We start from the raw sequence: 16321 nt of genomic DNA, 5'->3' as shown, positions 1-16321 counted from the left end.
GCCCCGGCCGGCCCCGGCACCGTTCAGCTGCCCGGCAGCACACAGACGCTGTCGAGGCCCAGGACGTGGTTGAGCCGGCCGAAGGCGAGCCAGGAGCCGATGCTCATGCTGAGCTCCACGATCTCCACCTGGCTGTAGTGCGCCGTCATCCGCTCCCAGAACTCCTCGTCGAGGTTGTGGTGGTCCAGGGCGTAGCGCTCGGCGTATTCGGCGGCCAGCCGGGTGCGGTCGTCGAAGGCCTTGGTGGTGCGCCATTCGGTCACCGCGACGGCGAAGTCCTCCTCGACCTTCTCGCCGTCCCGGTCGGTGCGCCAGTCCAGGCAGAAGACGCATCCGTTGATCTGCGCGATGCGCAGCCGCGCCGCCTCGAACTCGCGCAGGCCCAGGGTGGTGTGGGCGTAGACGGACAGGGAGAAGTTGGCGGCCGCCATGCCGATGCCGGGGACCAGGTCGCCCCATACGTACTCGATGGGGTGCTGGCCGTCGGGGACGTCGATCCTCATGGCTGTTTCCTTCCGAGTTTGCCGACTGCGGGGCGCAGCGGGACGTCGAGGGCGTCGTAGAGCCCGGGTTCCGCTTCCACCAGCCAGTCGATGGCGCCGACCAGCCGTCCGACGGCGGTGGCGTTGCCCCCCGCCGAACGGTTCTCGCCCTCGTCGGTGGCCTCGACGGTGACCTCGATGCGGGGGCGGCCCTCGATCACGACGCGGTGGGCGCCGGCGCCGCCGTCGGGCGGGGCGGGCCAGTCGGGGGCGCAGGAGGCGTGGATGCGGGTGACGTGTTCGATGACGAGCCGGGGTTCGCCCCCGACGATGCCCTGGACCTCGAAGCGGATGGCGCCCTGGGTGCCGGCCTCGAACTCGCCCATGGTGGGGGTGGTGACGGTGGTGTCGAGGGCGCGCCGGTCGCAGGTCTCGCGGATGTCCTCTAGTTCGACGCCGAGGGCGCGGGCCATCATCCGGATCTGCCCTCCCCACACCATCGTCGGCACGGAGGGCATCAGCATCATCGGCTGGTAGTCCATGGGCTGGCCCATGCCGACGAGGTAGCGGACGGAGTCGGGCTGGTCGTAGGTGGAGTAGTCGAAGATCTCCTGGCAGCGGATCGCGTCCACCGTGGTGCCCAGGCCGCTCAGCAGGAGCGGGAGCACGTCGTTGCCCCAGCCGGGGTCGACACCGGAGGCGAAGAGGGAGCCGCCGCCCTCGGCTACCGCCGCGAGCACCGGGTCGCGGAACTCCGGCGGGGCGCTGCGGTGGTCGTAGAGCGGGTAGAGGGCGGGGCTGACGACGGCCGCGCCGGCGGCGACGGCCCGGGTGATGTCGGCGAGGGCGTCGTCGGGGCGGACGTCGCCGGAGGCCGCGTAGACGACGGCGGCCGGGCGGGCGGCGAGCACCGCCGCGATGTCGTCGGTCGCCGCCACCCCCAGCCTGCGGTCGAGGCCGGCGAGTTCGCCCGCGTCGCGGCCGACCTTGGCGGGGTTGTGGACGATCACTGCCGTGAGTTCGAGCGCCGGGTGGGCCTCGACGGCGCGGATCGCCGCACGTCCTACGTTGCCCGTGCCCCAGACCACCGTGGGAATCATGCGCGGAGGGTAGCGACGGGGCGCGGAGGAACCCAGGGGCGTGGACGATGTTTTTCGGACCGGGCCGCACCCCGGACTCCGGCTGCGCAGAAAGGATTCGGCAGGGCCCCTTCCCACCCCGTACCCTCCCCCGCCATGAGCATGAAGAACTCGACGGTACGGGCGGTCAACCGGCTCACGGCGCGCTGGGCCGAAGCCCACGGAGGTGACGCCGGTACGGTCTTCACCGCGGCCGGGGTCTGGCCGCTGCTCGCCCCGCTCGCGGACGGGGCGGCGGGCCCGGCCCGGACAGAGCTGGCGGAGGCCCTGGGCATGCCCGCCGAGCGGGCGGCCGGGGCCGCGCGGGAGCTGCTGGCCGCGCTGGACGGCGTACGGGGGCTGCGAGCGGCGACGGGCCTGTGGACCCGGGCGGACCTGCCGCTGGAGGCCGCCTGGCTGGAGCGGCTGGCGCCGGGCGGCCACGGCACCCTCAGCGGCGACGCGGCGGCCGGCCACAAGGCACTGGACGCGTGGGCCGACCGGCGGACGGGCGGGATGGTCAAGCACATGCCGGTCACGCTGACCGAAGGGCCGCACGGCACGAAGCTGGTGCTGGCTTCGGCCCTCACCCTGAAGACGAAGTGGATCCGGCCGTTCCTGGAATGGCCCGGCAAGGCGGCCGAAGGCCCCTGGGCCGGGCTGCCCCTGCGGATGCTGTACCGCAGCACGGCCCTGCTCGAACGGGCCGCGGTGGCGCAGGGACCCAAGGGGGCGGTGACCCTGCTGGAGGTGGTCGGGGACACGGGCGTGGACGTCCACCTGGTGCTGGGCGAACCCGGCGCCGGGACCGGCGGGGTCCTCACCACCGGCATCGAGGCCGTCACCGGCGCCCGCCCGCTCACCCCCGCGAGCCTGCTCCCGGAGGGCCGCCCCGGTCCCGGCCTCACCATCGCCCGGGAGCTCGCGCTGACGCCCGAGCCCCGGCTCGTGGTCGAGACCCCCGCTTTCGAGGTACGGGCCGAGCACGACCTCCTGGAGCGGGCCCGGCTGTTCGGCCTGGAGCAGGCGCGCGACGACAGCCGCGGCCACTTCCCCGGGGTGAGCTCCGAGCCCCTGGCCATCGGTTCGGCCCGGCAGTCGGCGGTGGCGCGGTTCCAGGCGGAGGGCTTCGAGGCCGCCGCAGTCACGGCCGTCGCCGCGGCGCCGGGCTGCGCGGCGCCCCCTCGGCTGCGCTACCGCACCCGCCGGGCCGAGGTCCGCTTCGACCGCCCCTTCGGCTTCCTGGCCGTGCACCGCACCTCGCGGCTGGTCCTGGCGGCGGGCTGGGTCACCGATCCGCTCCCGTACGCGCGGCCGGCGGAGAAGAGCCTGGAGGAGAAGCTGCGGGAGGAAGCGGAGGCCTGGGCGGAAGAGGAGGTGTGGGCGGAAGGGGAGGCCCGGGCGGGAGGGGAGTAGGCGGCGGGAGCGTCGCGGCCAGCGCCGCCGTCTGCGCGAAGGAGGGGACCCTGCCGGTGCCCCCGCGCCCCGACACCGACAGGGAGGCCGCCGCGACGCCGTGGGCCACCGCCTCCGCGAGGGGGTCCCCGAGGGCGAGCCGGGCGGTGACGGTGCCGGTGAAGCAGTCCCCGGCGCCGGTGGCGTCGACGGGAGCGGGGTTCACCGGGACGGGGTGGTACGCCGCGCGGGCGCCCTCGTCCAGGAGCAGCCGGCCTGCCCCGGCGGTGACCGCGACGGCGCGGGCGCCCAGCTCCCGGTAGCGCGCGGCGGCCGTGCGGGGGTCGGCGGTGTCGACGAGGGCGAGGGAGTCGGCGGGGCAGGAGGCCTTGAGCAGCCCGGTCAGCGGGGCCACCGCCGCCAGCAGGGAGCGGGCCTCGCCGCGTCCGGTCAGCCGGGGGCGGAAGTTGGGGTCGTACGTGACGTGGCCGCCGGCCCCGTGGACGGTCCGGGCGGCGGCGAGCACCGCCTCGCGGCTGGCCGGGGAGAGCGCACCGGCGATCCCGCCGGTGATGAGCGCCCCGGCGCCGGTCAACAGCCCCTGCCAGGCCTCGACATGGGACGGGGAGAGGGTGGACCCGGCGCTGCGGGTGCGCCAGTAGACGAACTCGCGCTCCCCGTCGGTGTCCGCGCTGAGCAGGTAGGCGCCGTTGGGGTACGGGGCGCGGTGGACGTGGGAGACGTCCACGCCCACCTCGGCGGCCCGGCGCAGCAGCGGAACGCTCAGCTCGTCCTCCCCGACGACCGCGAGCAGGGCGGTGCGCGCTCCGGCCGCCGCTGCGGCAGCGGCGGCGTTGAGGGCGTCGCCGGAGTAGGAGATCCGGGCGGCGGTCCCGTCGGCGGCCTCGCGCAGCGGGGCTTCGGCATGGACCTCGACGAGCACCTCGCCGAGCACGAGGACGTCGTACGGCCCGGCGTCCGGGGAAGCGGCCACGACTACCCTTCCCCGCCCGGGCCGGCCGGCCCCTCGACCGGAACGGACAGCTCCGCGCCCGGCCCGGCCGGTCCCCCGGACAGTACGGAGGCCCCCTCGGGCGGTACGGCCCGGCTGGCAGCGTGCGCGGAGGCCCGCCGGGCGCCCGGCCCGGCCGGGTACGCCGCCAGGGAGGCGAACAGGGCCGCCAGTTCGGCCGGGTCCGTCGGCAGGCCGCCGCCGATGCCGACGGCCGTCGCGCCCGCCGCGAGCCAGGTGCGGACCTCGCCCGGTGCGATGCCGCCGGTCGGGATCAGCAGGGCGCCGGGGAGGACGGCGCGCAGGGAGCGGAGGAACTCCGGGCCTCCCACGTGGGCCGGGAAGACCTTCGCGGCGCCCGAGCGGCGGACGGCGGCGGCGATCTCGCCGGGGGTGTAGCCGCCCTCCACGAAGGCCGCCCCGCGCCGCGCGGCGGTCTCGCGGACCTCGGGGGCGGGGTACGGGGAGACCAGGAAGCCCGCCCCGGCGTCGAGGGCCGCCTCGGCGTCGGCCGCGGTGGTGACGGTGCCCACGCCGATGAGCGCCGGGCGGCCCAGCGCGTCGCGGAGGGCGGCGGCGCGGGCGACGGCCCCGGGCCAGCCGGGTATGGAGGTGGTGAGCTCCACGGCGCGACAGCCGGCGGCGAGCAGGGTCCGCGTGGTGCGGACGGCCTCGTCGGCGCCGCCGCTGCGCAGCACCGGGAGCAGGCGCTGGGCGGCTATGACTTCGTACGGACGCAGGGACACGGGCGGGCCCTCCCGGACGTTCCCCGCAGGGAACTCGGCATCGTGCACGGGGATTTATTGGTCCAGACCTTACACATCCGGGGCCCGGCTGGCGCCGGAGATCCTCCTCCGGATAAAAAGTTCTTCCGGATAAGTGTTATCGGGGTCCCTCTCGACGGTCTCCCAGTTGTCGGACATCATCGACCGCCGGTACGGACAGGGAAGTTCACATGAGTACACAGCACACGGCAGAGCTGGTGGCAGCGGCCCGCGCGGGCGACCCCCGTGCGCAGGACGAGCTGGTCGGCGTCCACCTGCCGCTCGTCTACAACATCGTCGGCCGGGCCCTGAACGGTTCCGTGGACGTGGACGACGTGGTGCAGGACACCATGCTGCGGGCGCTCGACGGCCTGGGCACCCTGCGTGCGGACGAGAACTTCCGGTCCTGGCTGGTGGCCATCGCCATGAACCGCATACGGGCGCACTGGCAGTCCCGCAGTGGCGTCCCGGGCGCCAGTGGTCTGGAAGCGGCCCAGGACATCGCCGACCCCGGCGCCGACTTCGCCGACCTGACGGTGGTCAGGCTCCAGCTGTCGGGGCAGCGCCGGGAGACGGCCCGCGCCACGCGCTGGCTGGAGCCCGACGACCGGGCGCTGCTGTCGCTGTGGTGGCTGGAGTGCGCCGGTGAGCTGACCCGGGCCGACGTGGCGGCGGCCCTGGAGCTGACCCCGCAGCACACGGCGGTGCGGGTGCAGCGGATGAAGGCACAGCTGGAATCGGCGCGGGTGGTGGAGCGGGCCCTGGAGGCGCAGCCGCCGTGTGAGCAGATACGGGCGATGACGGGCACCTGGGACGGCCGGCCCTCGCCGCTGTGGCGCAAGCGCATCGCCCGGCACGCCCGGGAGTGCCTGCGCTGCTCCGGGCTGTGGAACGGTCTGATGCCGGCGGAGGGGCTGCTGGCCGGGCTGGCGCTGGTCCCGGTGGCGGCGGCGCTCATGACGGGCGTACGTGCCGCGGTGACGGCGAACGCCGCCCCGGTGGCCTTCGCCGACGCGGCGACGCAGCTGAACCCGGTGGTGTCCGGTCCGGGCAGGGCGGCCCGGCGCAAGGGCGGGGACACCGGTGCGGGTGACCCGTCCGGCGGCCGGGGGGCGCAGCGCAAGCGGCGTCAGAACCGCCGCCGGGCGATCGGCGGGGCGGTGATCGCCGCGTGCGTGGCGGGCGGCGGTCTGGTCTACCTGACGACGACGCCCGGCGAGAAGGGCGTCGAGGCGGGCGGTGCGACCTCCGCCTCGCCCCTGGCCGCGCTCTCCGCGCCCGACACGGCCTCCGCGCAGCCCTCCGGCTCCCCTTCGGCCTCGCCTTCCGGTTCGGCCTCGCCCTCCCCCTCGGCCTCGCCCTCCCCCTCGGCCTCGCCGTCGCCGTCCGAGGGCAGCCCGAAGTCCTCGGCCCCGGCGCCCGGGCCGACCCGCAGCAACCCGCCCAAGCCCGCGCCGCCCGCGCCCGCGCCCGCCCCGGCGGGGGTGGTCGGGCAGGTGATCGCCCTGGTCAACTCCGAGCGCGCGGCGGCCGGCTGCGGTCCGGTCAAGGAGGACGCGCAGCTGGACAGGGCCGCGCAGGGCCACTCCGACGACATGGCGCGGCGGGGCTTCTTCGACCACACCAACCCCGACGGCGCGGACCCGGGCGACCGGACGACGGCCGCCGGGTACCGCTGGTCCACCTACGGCGAGAACATCGCCAGGGGGCAGCAGACGGCGCAGGACGTGATGGACTCGTGGATGAAGAGCCCGGGCCACCGGGCGAACATCCTCAACTGCTCCTTCAAGGACATCGGTGTCGGCATGCACCCGGGGGCCGGCGGCCCGTGGTGGACGCAGAACTTCGGCGCGCGCGGCTGAGGGGTCCCGTCCCACATCCTCCTCTTTGACTCAGAATGCAGGCAAGATAGAGCCTGGAGGCCGAGGAGCAGATCAGCGAGCGGGCGGGGTGAGGTGCGTGCCGAGGAAGGAGCTGCGGCCCCATCAGCGCGAGGCAGTCGACGCCGTCGTGCGCGCCCTCCAGCTGCCCGCCGACGGCCGGGTGCCCGCGCAGGGGCTGCGGACCCAGGTGATCATGGCCACCGGGTCCGGGAAGTCCCTGGTAGCCGTGCGCTCCTCCGAGGAGCTGCGGGCCGGCCGGGTCCTGGTCCTGGTGCCCTCCCTCGACCTGCTCGTGCAGACCGTCGCCGCCTGGCGGGAGGGCGGCCGCACCGGGCGGGCACTGGCGGTGTGCTCGCTGCGCGGCGAGGACGTGGGGGTGCCCACCACCACCGATCCGCGCGTCCTGGCCCGCTGGAGCGCCCGGCCGCTGGAGCGGGTGACGGTGTTCGCCACGTACGCCTCGCTGGGCCTGGGCACCATCGAGCGGGCGCACCTGGCCGGGCTGCCGTCCTGGGACCTGGTCGTGGTGGACGAGGCGCACCGGACCTCGGGCCGGATCGGCAAGCCCTGGGCGGTGGTGCACGACAACGCGCGGATCCCCTCCCTGCGCCGGCTGTACATGACCGCCACGCCCCGGGTGTGGCGCGACGGCGAAGAGGCCGACGAGGAGGAAGAGGAGCAGGGCGGCGGCCGGGAGCCGCGGGGGCGGGGCGAGCTGGTCGCCTCGATGGAGGACGATCCCGAGGGGCCGTTCGGCTCCCGCTGCCACACCCTGTCGCTGTCCGAGGCCATCGACCGGGGCATCTGCGCCCCGTACCGGGTGGTGTGCGTGGACGTCAGCGATCCCGGGTTCCAGTCGGCCGTGCTGCTGGGGGCGGACGGGCGGTCGGACCGGGTGCGCGGGATGCGGCTCGCGGCGCTCCAGGCGGCGCTGGTGAAGGCCGCGGCGGACCAGGGCTTCCGGCGGACGCTGGTGTTCCACCACCTGACGAAGGAGGCGGAGGCCTTCGCCGCGGGGCTGCCGGCGGTCGCGGCGCGGATGCGGGCGGCGAGCCGGAGCCCGCGGCCGGTGTACCCGCGGACGGTGTGGGCGGACTGGCTGTGCGGGCAGCACACGGCGGCGCACCGGCGGCGGGTGCTGGACGCGTTCGCCGCGGACCGGGTGGCGGACAAGGCCTTCCTCGGCAGCGTCCGGGTGCTCGGCGAGGGGGTGGACACCAAGGAGTGCGACTCCGTCTTCTGGGCGGACGTCCGCGGTTCCATGCCGGATCTGGTGCAGGCGGTCGGGCGGGCGCTGCGGATCCGGCCGGGTGAGGGCAAGGTGGCCTCGCTGGTGGTGCCCGTGCTGCTGGGGCCGGGCGAGTCGCCGGAGTCGATGCTGACCTCGCGGGCGTACGGGGACCTCGCACGGCTCCTGGAGGCCCTGCGGGCGCACGATTCCCGGCTGGTGGAGGCCCTGGCCCAGCCGCAGGCCCCGAGCGCGGCGGCGAAGGCCCCGGCGGCGGCCGAGACCTCGGCCGGGCCCGGTGCGGGGGCGCGGGCCCTGCTGAGCTTTTCCACGCCGCGCGATCCTGCGCTGCTGGCGGCCTTCATCCGGCTGCGGGTGCTCAACCCCGAGCACACCCGGTGGCGGCGCGGGGCGGAGGCGGCCCGGGTCTACGCGGCGACGGCCGGGGACCTGAAGGTGCCGTTCGCGTTCAGGGTTCCGGCGGACCGGGAGGAGTGGCCGTCCGCCCTGGCGGGGTTCCCGCTCGGCCAGTGGATCGCGGACGCGCGGCGCACCTACCGGCGCGGCGCGCTGGGGCGGGAGCGGATGCGGGAGCTGGACGAACTCGGCATGGTGTGGAGCCATTTCGACGTGGCCTTCGAGGAAGGGCTCGCGGCGGCCCGTGCCTGGGCTGCGGAGCACGGGCACCTGCTGCCGCCGGTGGACGCCACCTGGCACGGGGTGCCGGTCGGGGTGTGGATGAAGAACAACCGGGCCGCCGCGCGCCGCGAGGGCCCGGGCGCGCTCTCGCAGGAGCGCCGGGACGCGCTGGAGGCCATCGACCCGGCCTGGTGTCCGGCCTGGGACATCGGCTGGCAGCGCGGCTTCCAGCTGACCCGGGCCCATCTGGACGCGGGCGGCACCGTTCCGTCCGGACCGGGGCAGGTGGTGGTGCAGGGCGAGGACCTGGGGCTGTGGGTGCGGGCCCAGCGGCTGGGCTGGGAGCGGCTTGCCTTTGCGCAGCGGTGGCTGCTGGAGCACACACTGGGGCTGGCCCCGGCCGCGGAGGAGGAACGGCCGCCGCCGCGGCTCAGCCACGCCGAGGCCTGGGCCGCGCACCTGGAGGCGGCCCGCCGCTTCCACGCCCGCGAGGGACACCTGCGGGTGCCGCGGCCCCATGTGGAGCGGGTGGGCGGGCAGGAGCTGCGGCTGGGCTCGTGGATCGCCAACCAGCGCTCCCGGGCGGCGCGCCTGGCGCCGGAGCGGGTGGCCGCGCTGACGGCCCTGGGGATGCGCTGGCAGGCCTCGTCGGGCTGAGGGGGCGCGGCCGGGTCAGTGGTGGAAGCCCGAGCGGCTGGGGGTGGCCGGGGTGAGCTGCGGGACCGCGCGCAGGTGGGCCACGGCCCGGCGGATGTCCTCGACCAGCAGGGCGATCTGGTCGCGGGTCACCCCGTGCCGGATCAGGACGCGCTGGATGACGGTCTCCTCGCGGTCGGCGGGGAGCGGGTACGAGGGCACCTGCCAGCCGCGCATCCGCAGCCGGTCGGAGAGGTCGTAGAGGCTGAACCCGGCCCCGCCCGGATCGGCGAGGGTGTAGGAGACGGCGGGCAGGGCGCCCCGGCCGTCGTAGAGCAGGGTGAAGGGGCCCAGCCCGGCGATCTCGCCGGCCAGGTACTGCGCCGTGTCGGCGCAGGCCTGCTGGACACGGCGGTAGCCGGCCCGGCCCAGGCGCAGGAAGAGGTAGTACTGGGCGATGACCTCGCCGCCGGGGCGGGAGAAGTTGAGGGCGAAGGTGGGCATGTCGCCGCCGAGGTAGTCCACGTCGAAGACCAGCTCGGCGGGGAGCAGGTCGGCGGTGCGCCACACGATCCAGCCGACGCCCAGCGGCGCGAGCCCGTACTTGTGGCCGGAGGTGTTGACCGAGGCCACGCGCGGCAGCCGGAAGTCCCAGACCACGTCGGGGTGGAGGAAGGGGGCGACGAAGCCCCCGCTGGCGGCGTCGACGTGGACGGGGACGTCCCAGCCGTGCTCCTCCTGGATCCGGTCGAGGGCGGCGGCGAGCTCGGCGACGGGTTCGTAGTCGCAGGTGTAGGTGACGCCGAGGATGGCGACGACGCCGATGGTGTTCTCGTCCACGTGGGCGGCGAGCTGGTGGGGTCGCAGGCCGGTGGCGCCGGGTTCCAGGGGGACCTGGCGGAGTTCGACGTCGAAATAGCGGGCGAACTTCTCCCAGCAGATCTGGACCGGCCCGCAGACCAGGTTGGGGCGGTCCGCGGGTTCGCCCTCGGCCTTGCGGCGGGCCCGCCAGCGCCATTTGAGGGCGAGTCCGCCGAGCATGGCGGCCTCGCTGGAGCCGGTGGTGGAGCAGCCGGTGCCGGTGGTGCCGGCCGGGGCGTTCCAGAGGTCGGCCAGGATGTTGACGCAGCGGGCCTCGATCTCGGCGGTCTGCGGGTACTCGTCCTTGTCGATCATGTTCTTGTCGAGGCACTCGTTCATCAGCCGGTGCACGCCGTCGTCCGACCAGGTGGTGCAGAAGGTGGCGAGGTTCTGGGCGGCGTTGCCGTCGAGCAGGAGCTCGTTGCGCAGGAGCGAGTAGACCACTTCGGAGGACGCGTGGTCCTCGGGCATCCGGTACTTGGGGAGGACCTGGCCGCTCAGGGCGGACGCGAAGACGTCCGTGTCGGTGTCCTCGGTGCGCGTGTCCTTCGTCTGATGAAGAGCCATATCGGGACTATAGGGCGTGAGTCGCTGCAAATAGGACTTCAAGGGCGCTTGAGGACTGATCGGGAATGGCGGATTCCGGCACCGCTTCCGGCCGACTCCAGAGCGTGACCCCGTCCACATGCGTACCATCGGACCGGAAAACTTACCGCCGGATGACATTTCCGCCGTCAATCTTCCCGTCCGGATCACTGGAGCCGATCCGGACAGGAAGATCATTTAATTTGTTCTACATAGAACTTATCCGCCGATGTCCGGATTCCGGCCAACTGCCCTCCGGCCGCTGATAGTTCTTCGGCCATGAACAAGATCACCCGCCGGCAGGCCCTGGGCACCACCGCCGGCGCTCTCACCGTCCTCGGCATCGCAGGCGCCACCGCGCACGCCGCCGCCACCGACTCCCGCGCCGCGGCCACCACCCCGGCCGGCACGGTCGACGAGGTGTACATGGGCCGGCGCATCCAGATATCGCCCGCCTCGGGCGGCGGACACCACGGCGGCCACCACGGCGGCGCCGGAACGCCCAGCGTCCGGATAGACGGCCGCGAGCTGCACGTCATGCAGAACGCCGACGGGACCTGGATCAGCGTGGTCAACCACTACGAGACCTTCGCCGACCCGACCTCGCTGGCCCGTGCCGCCGTACGCGAGCTCCAGGGCTCCCAGCTGGCCCCGATGCAGATGGGCGGCATGTGATGACCGTGCGCAAGAACCAGGCCACGCTGACCGCCGAGGAGAAGCGCGCCTTCACCAACGCGCTGCTCGAACTCAAGCGCACCGGCCGCTACGACCGCTTCGTGACGACCCACAACGGGTTCATCATGAGCGACACGGACTCGGGCGACCGCGTCGGCCACCGCTCCCCCTCCTTTCTCCCCTGGCACCGCCGCTTCCTCCTCGAGTTCGAGGCGGCTCTTCAGGCGGTGGACAAGAGCGTTTCGATCCCGTACTGGGACTGGACCGCCGACCGCACCACCCGTTCCTCCCTCTGGGCCGCCGACTTCCTCGGCGGCACCGGCCGGGCCCGCGACGGACAGGTGATGGACGGCCCGTTCGCGTACGCGACCGGCAAGTGGGAGGTGTCGGTCCGCGTCGACGGCCGCTCCTACCTGCGCCGTGCGCTCGGCGAGGGCGTGGCGCAGCTGCCGACGCGCGCCGAGGTGGACGCGGTGCTCGCGATGCCGGTCTACGACATGGCCCCGTGGAACAGCGCCTCGAACGGCTTCCGCAACAACCTGGAGGGCTGGCGCGGCGCCAACCTGCACAACCGGGTGCACGTGTGGGTCGGCGGCCAGATGGCCACCGGGGTCTCGCCGAACGACCCGGTGTTCTGGATGCACCACGCCTTCATCGACAAGCTGTGGTCCGACTGGCAGGCGAAGCACCCCGACTCGCCGTACCTGCCGGCCGCCGGCACCCCGAACGTCGTCGACCTGCGCGACACCATGCGCCCCTGGAACGACGTGACCCCGGCCGACATGCTCGACCACCGGAAGTTCTACGCCTTCGACACCGAGCCCGCCTCCGCCGCCCGCCAGCGGTAGTGCAGCTCGGGGCGGCCGACCTGGCCGTACCGGGGGGCGCGGTCCGCACGGCCGGTGTCCACCAGGTGCTCCAGGTACCGGCGGGCGGTGATCCGCGAGATCCCGGCCGCCCCGGCCGCCCCCGCGGCGGTCAGCCCCTCGGGGGCCTCCCGCAGCAGCGCCGCGACCCGGTCCAGGGTCGGGGCGCTGAGCCCTTTGGGCAGCTGGGCGGCGGCGGGCGCGCGCAGGGCGGCGAGCGCCCGGTCCACGTCGTCCTGTCCCACGGCCTCGCCGGCGGCCGCCCGGAACTCGGCGTAGCGCAGCAGGCGTTCGCGCAGGGTGGGGAAGGCGAAGGGCTTCAGCACGTACTGGACGACACCCAGGGAGACGCTCTCGCGGACCACGGCCAGGTCCCGCGCCGAGGTCACCGCGATCACGTCGGCCGGATGCCCGGAGGCGCGCAGCGCCCGGGCGAAGCGCAGACCGTTGCCGTCCGGCAGGGTGAGGTCGAGCAGCAGCAGGTCGACCCGGGTGCGCTCCAGGACCCGGCCGGCCTCCGCGAGGGTGTGGACGGCCGCCACGGCGGTGAACCCGGGCACCCGGCCGACGTAGAGCGCGTGCGCGTCGGCGGCGACGGGGTCGTCCTCGACGACGAGGACCCGCACGGGCGCGCTCATACGGCACCGCCCCCGACGGGCGGACGGGCAACGCGGTAGGCCGCCGGAACGCCCTCGGCCCCGGCACGGCCGGGCGGGCCGTCGGGCGGGGCCGGGCGGTCCGCCGGAGGCAGCGGCAGGCGGGCCGTGAAGGCCGCCCCGCCCGCGGGGGCGTCGCCGGCCTCCACCGAGCCCCCGTGCCGGTGGGCCACCTGGCGCACCAGGGCCAGGCCCAGGCCCCGGCCCTCCCCCTTGCCGGACCAGCCCCGCCGGAACACGTCCACGCCCTCCGGCAGCCCGGGCCCGTTGTCCGCGACCCGCAGCAGCAGCCCGTCGGCGTCCCGGCGGACCGTGACGGCGATCCGGCCGCCCGGTACCCCGGTGAGGGCGTCGAGGGCGTTGTCGACGAGGTTGCCGAGGACGGTGACCAGGTCCCGGGCGGGCGGCAGCCCCGGCCCGGCCTCGATCGCGCCGCTGTCCGGGGTGACGTGCAGCTCGATGCCCCGCTCGTGCGCCTGGGCGGCCTTGCCGAGCAGCAGCGCGACCAGCACCGGCTCGCCGACGGCGGTGACCACCTCGTCGGTCAGGGCCTGGGCCAGCTCCAGTTCGGCGGTGGCGAACTCCACCGCCTCCTCGCTGCGGCCCAGTTCGATGAGGGAGACCACGGTGTGCAGCCGGTTGGCCGCCTCGTGGGCCTGGGAGCGCAGCGCCTGGGTGAAGCCCCGTTCGTGGTCCAGCTCCCCGGTGAGGGCCTGGAGTTCGGTGTGGTCCCGCAGGGTGACCACCGTCCCGCGGCGGCCGCCGCCCGCCACCGGCGCGCTGTTGACCACCAGCACCCGCTCCGCCGTCAGGTGCACCTCGTCCACCCGGGGCCGGTCGGCGAGCAGGGCACCGGTGAGCGGGGCGGGCAGCCCGAGGGCGTCCACGCCGGCGCCGGTGACCTCCCCGGACAGGCCCAGGAGTTCCCGGCCCGCGTCGTTGATCAGGGTGATCCTGCGGTGGCCGTCGAGCAGCAGCAGCCCCTCCCGCACCCCGTGCAGGGCCGCCTGGTGGTAGTCGTACATCCGGCTCAGCCCGGCGGCGTCCAGCCCGTGGGTGTGGCGGCGCAGCCGGGCGTTGACCACGTACGTGCCGACGCCGCCGAGTGCCAGCGCCCCCGCCGCCACCCAGGCGAGGGCGGTCAGCTGCTGGGCGAGCCTGGCGCTGATGGCCCGGACCGTGATCCCGGCGCTGACCAGGCCGACGACGTCACCGCCCGGCCCGGTCAGCGGGGTGATCACGCGGATGGACGGGCCGAGGGTGCCGGTGTAGGTCTCGCTGAAGGTCTCGCCGCGCAGTGCCCGGGCGGTGTTGCCGAGGTAGCGCTCGCCGATGCGCCGCGGGTCGGGGTGGGTCCAGCGCCGCCCGTCGGGGGCCATGATCGTCACGAAGTCCACCCCGGCGTCCGCACGCACCTGCTCGGCGTACGGCTGGAGCGCGCCCGTGGGGTCCGTTCCCGCGCGCGCCGCGTCCCGTACGGCCGTCCGCACGGACGGTGAGTCGGCGACGGCCCGGGCCACGGCCCCGGCCTGGCGCCGGGCGGCGTCCTCGGCCTGGCCGCGGGCGGTCGCGTAAGCGAAGACCGCGCAGCCGGCGACGACGAGGGCGACGAGCAGCACCTGCATGGCGAAGAGCTGGCCGGCGAGGCTACGGGGCGGACGGGCGAAGCGGAACATGGCGCTCAGTGTGCACCGGGCCGTGAACTCAATGAACGCAAGGGTGACCGGGGTCACAGCGTGGGCGATGGTCTCCCGGAACGCATTCACCTCCAGGAGGCGCACGTGGCCGCCAGACGCGACAGAACCCATTACCTCTACATCGCGGTGATCGCCGCGGTGCTGCTCGGCATCGTCGTCGGCTTCGCCGCGCCCGGTACCGCGGTCGAGCTGAAGCCGCTGGGCACCGGCTTCGTCAACCTCATCAAGATGATGATCTCGCCGGTGATCTTCTGCACGATCGTGCTGGGGATCGGCTCGGTCCGCAAGGCCGCCAAGGTGGGCGCCGTCGGCGGTCTCGCCCTCGGCTATTTCATGGTGATGTCCACGGTGGCCCTGGCCATCGGGCTCGTCGTCGGGAACCTGCTGGAGCCCGGCAGCGGGCTGCACCTGACGGAGGCGGCCCGGCACGCGGGCGAGGCCCAGGCCAAGGCGGGCGGGGCGCAGAGCACGCCGGAGTTCCTGCTGGGGATCATCCCGACCACCCTGGTCTCGGCCTTCACCGGCGGCCAGGTGCTCCAGACGCTGCTGGTGGCGCTGCTGTGCGGGTTCGCGCTCCAGGCGATGGGACCGGCGGGAGAGCCGGTGCTGCGCGGGATCGGGCACGTGCAGAAGCTGGTGTTCCGGGTGCTGGCGATGATCATGTGGGCGGCGCCGGTGGGTGCGTTCGGGGCGATCGCGGCGGTGGTCGGGGCGACCGGTGTCGACGCGCTGAAGTCCCTGGCCGTGATCATGATCGGCTTCTACACCACCTGCCTGATCTTCGTGGTCGTGGTCCTGGGCACGCTGCTGCGGCTGTGCACGGGCGTCAGCATCTTCGCGCTGCTGCGCTACCTGGGACGGGAGTTCCTGCTGATCCTGTCCACCTCCTCCTCGGAGTCGGCGCTGCCGCGGCTGATCGCGAAGATGGAGCACCTGGGCGTCTCCCGACCGGTCACCGGGATCACCGTGCCCACGGGCTACTCCTTCAACCTGGACGGCACGGCCATCTACCTGACGATGTCCTCGCTGTTCGTCGCGGAGGCCATGGGCAAGCCCCTGGCCCTGGGCGAGCAGGTCTCGCTGCTGCTCTTCATGATCGTGGCCTCCAAGGGCGCGGCCGGGGTCACCGGGGCGGGACTGGCCACCCTCGCCGGGGGGCTCCAGTCGCACCGGCCGGAACTGGTCGACGGGGTGGGCCTGATCGTGGGCATCGACCGCTTCATGAGCGAGGCGCGGGCCCTGACGAACTTCGCGGGCAACGCGGTCGCCACGGTCCTCATCGGCACGTGGACCAAGGAGTTCGACCGGGAACGGGCCGCGGAAGTCCTCGCGGGGCGGCTGCCCTTCGACGAGTCCGTGCTCGTGGACGACGGCCACGCCCCCGCCCCCACGGATCCCCCGGCCGCCCTCCCCGGCCCCGCGGCGGGCCCCAAGGACGGTGTGCCGGTCTGAACCGGCACACCCCGCAGGCCGGCCGGGCAGGGCTCGCCCCCACGGTGCCCAGCCCGGCCGGTGCACGGCCCGGCGCCGCCCCCTCCTCCCGGCGCCGGGCCGGATCCGGACCCTCCGCGCCCGGCGGGCCGCACGAGGGCGCAAGTCCGGCGAAGGGGAGCGGAACGCCCACACCGGCCGCGGACCATCGGGTTTCGGCCACGGCGTCTCAAGTCGAGCGCTGCAAAAGGTACTTCCCTACCGGGCCGCGCGTCTGACATCTTGCGTCCACCACTCGTTTCGTACGGCCCCGCAGGTGCCACCCGCACCAGCGCCGGGTCATCGGAGGACGCTTTGATACCCCACATATCCAGTCGACCTCGACGTGCCCTG

General features: G+C 74.6%; 12 protein-coding genes and 1 pseudogene. 6 read left to right on the top strand and 7 right to left on the bottom strand.

The genetic code is table 11. The features are described 5' to 3' along the window. Window positions 1–23: 23 nt before the first annotated feature. Both B4U46_RS31535 and B4U46_RS31530 read right to left on the bottom strand, forming a co-directional pair. On the bottom strand, window positions 24–503 hold the full coding sequence (locus B4U46_RS31535; RefSeq protein ID WP_079431015.1) for a carboxymuconolactone decarboxylase family protein: 480 nt from the start codon (window positions 501–503) through the stop codon (window positions 24–26). Beyond that, entirely contained in the window at window positions 500–1582 is a 1083-nt protein-coding gene (locus B4U46_RS31530) for a dihydrodipicolinate reductase (protein ID WP_079431014.1), read from the bottom strand. The genes B4U46_RS31535 and B4U46_RS31530 overlap by 4 nt, the downstream gene beginning before the upstream one ends. Window positions 1583–1717: 135 nt before the next feature. On the opposite strand from B4U46_RS31530, the gene B4U46_RS31525 reads away from it, so the two are divergent. Then, window positions 1718–3016: a serpin family protein gene (locus B4U46_RS31525; RefSeq protein WP_167747613.1), complete on the top strand. Its 1299-nt coding sequence runs from the start codon at window positions 1718–1720 to the stop codon at window positions 3014–3016. Window positions 3017–3080: 64 nt separating this feature from the next. Here the strand turns inward: B4U46_RS31525 and B4U46_RS39450 are convergent. Next, window positions 3081–3950 (bottom strand): annotated as a pseudogene (locus B4U46_RS39450) (PfkB family carbohydrate kinase); the annotation flags it as partial. Window positions 3951–3991: 41 nt separating this feature from the next. Continuing rightward, on the bottom strand, window positions 3992–4753 hold the full coding sequence (locus B4U46_RS31515; protein WP_237293196.1) for a bifunctional 4-hydroxy-2-oxoglutarate aldolase/2-dehydro-3-deoxy-phosphogluconate aldolase: 762 nt from the start codon (window positions 4751–4753) through the stop codon (window positions 3992–3994). A 209-nt stretch (window positions 4754–4962) separates the two neighbouring features. Between B4U46_RS31515 and B4U46_RS31510 the strand changes: the two genes are divergently transcribed. Beyond that, window positions 4963–6633 (top strand): sigma-70 family RNA polymerase sigma factor, encoded by a 1671-nt coding sequence (locus B4U46_RS31510; protein ID WP_079431011.1) that lies wholly within the window; start codon window positions 4963–4965, stop codon window positions 6631–6633. 97 nt (window positions 6634–6730) lie between these two features. Beyond that, window positions 6731–9178 (top strand): DEAD/DEAH box helicase, encoded by a 2448-nt coding sequence (locus B4U46_RS31505; protein ID WP_107438358.1) that lies wholly within the window; start codon window positions 6731–6733, stop codon window positions 9176–9178. A 15-nt stretch (window positions 9179–9193) separates the two neighbouring features. Here B4U46_RS31505 and B4U46_RS31500 read toward each other — a convergent pair whose 3' ends face one another. Then, window positions 9194–10585 carry a glutamate decarboxylase gene (locus B4U46_RS31500; RefSeq protein WP_079431010.1) on the bottom strand — a complete coding sequence of 464 codons (1392 nt, stop codon included), beginning with the start codon at window positions 10583–10585 and terminating at the stop codon, window positions 9194–9196. Between the two features lie 297 nt (window positions 10586–10882). On the opposite strand from B4U46_RS31500, the gene melC1 reads away from it, so the two are divergent. Both melC1 and melC2 read left to right on the top strand, forming a co-directional pair. After that, window positions 10883–11278: an apotyrosinase chaperone MelC1 gene (gene melC1, locus B4U46_RS31495; protein ID WP_079431009.1), complete on the top strand. Its 396-nt coding sequence runs from the start codon at window positions 10883–10885 to the stop codon at window positions 11276–11278. Then, on the top strand, window positions 11278–12126 hold the full coding sequence (melC2, locus tag B4U46_RS31490) for a tyrosinase MelC2 (protein ID WP_079431008.1): 849 nt from the start codon (window positions 11278–11280) through the stop codon (window positions 12124–12126). The genes melC1 and melC2 overlap by 1 nt, the downstream gene beginning before the upstream one ends. On the opposite strand, the gene B4U46_RS31485 is transcribed toward melC2, so the two are convergent. Together B4U46_RS31485 and B4U46_RS31480 are read right to left on the bottom strand one after the other, a co-directional pair. Then, window positions 12081–12782, bottom strand: coding sequence for a response regulator (locus B4U46_RS31485; protein WP_079431007.1), 702 nt, complete (start codon window positions 12780–12782; stop codon window positions 12081–12083). The genes melC2 and B4U46_RS31485 overlap by 46 nt on opposite strands. Beyond that, a complete protein-coding gene (locus tag B4U46_RS31480) occupies window positions 12779–14425 on the bottom strand; it encodes a sensor histidine kinase (RefSeq protein WP_237293392.1) in 1647 nt (548 codons plus the stop codon). The genes B4U46_RS31485 and B4U46_RS31480 overlap by 4 nt, the downstream gene beginning before the upstream one ends. 156 nt (window positions 14426–14581) lie before the next feature. Here B4U46_RS31480 and B4U46_RS31475 point away from each other — a divergent pair, with 156 nt between their 5' ends. After that, window positions 14582–15949, top strand: coding sequence for a cation:dicarboxylate symporter family transporter (locus B4U46_RS31475; RefSeq protein ID WP_079431006.1), 1368 nt, complete (start codon window positions 14582–14584; stop codon window positions 15947–15949). The last annotated feature ends 372 nt before the right edge of the window (window positions 15950–16321 follow it).

The sequence above is a fragment of the Streptomyces katrae genome, assembly GCF_002028425.1.
Classification (GTDB): Bacteria; Actinomycetota; Actinomycetes; order Streptomycetales; family Streptomycetaceae; genus Streptomyces; species Streptomyces katrae_A.
Note: the sequence above shows the minus strand (reverse complement) of the source record. Positions and strands in the feature narration are given on the sequence as shown.

Excerpts from the sequence above, each read along its gene's own strand:
- B4U46_RS31535 (WP_079431015.1), bottom strand. The coding sequence starts at position 503 with ATGAGGATCGACGTCCCCGACGGCCAGCACCCCATCGAGTACGTATGG.
- B4U46_RS31530 (WP_079431014.1), bottom strand. The coding sequence starts at position 1,582 with ATGATTCCCACGGTGGTCTGGGGCACGGGCAACGTAGGACGTGCGGCG.
- B4U46_RS31525 (WP_167747613.1), top strand. The coding sequence starts at position 1,718 with ATGAGCATGAAGAACTCGACGGTACGGGCGGTCAACCGGCTCACGGCG.
- B4U46_RS31510 (WP_079431011.1), top strand. The coding sequence starts at position 4,963 with ATGAGTACACAGCACACGGCAGAGCTGGTGGCAGCGGCCCGCGCGGGC.
- B4U46_RS31500 (WP_079431010.1), bottom strand. The coding sequence starts at position 10,585 with ATGGCTCTTCATCAGACGAAGGACACGCGCACCGAGGACACCGACACG.
- melC1 (WP_079431009.1), top strand. The coding sequence starts at position 10,883 with ATGAACAAGATCACCCGCCGGCAGGCCCTGGGCACCACCGCCGGCGCT.
- melC2 (WP_079431008.1), top strand. The coding sequence starts at position 11,278 with ATGACCGTGCGCAAGAACCAGGCCACGCTGACCGCCGAGGAGAAGCGC.
- B4U46_RS31485 (WP_079431007.1), bottom strand. The coding sequence starts at position 12,782 with ATGAGCGCGCCCGTGCGGGTCCTCGTCGTCGAGGACGACCCCGTCGCC.
- B4U46_RS31480 (WP_237293392.1), bottom strand. The coding sequence starts at position 14,425 with ATGCAGGTGCTGCTCGTCGCCCTCGTCGTCGCCGGCTGCGCGGTCTTC.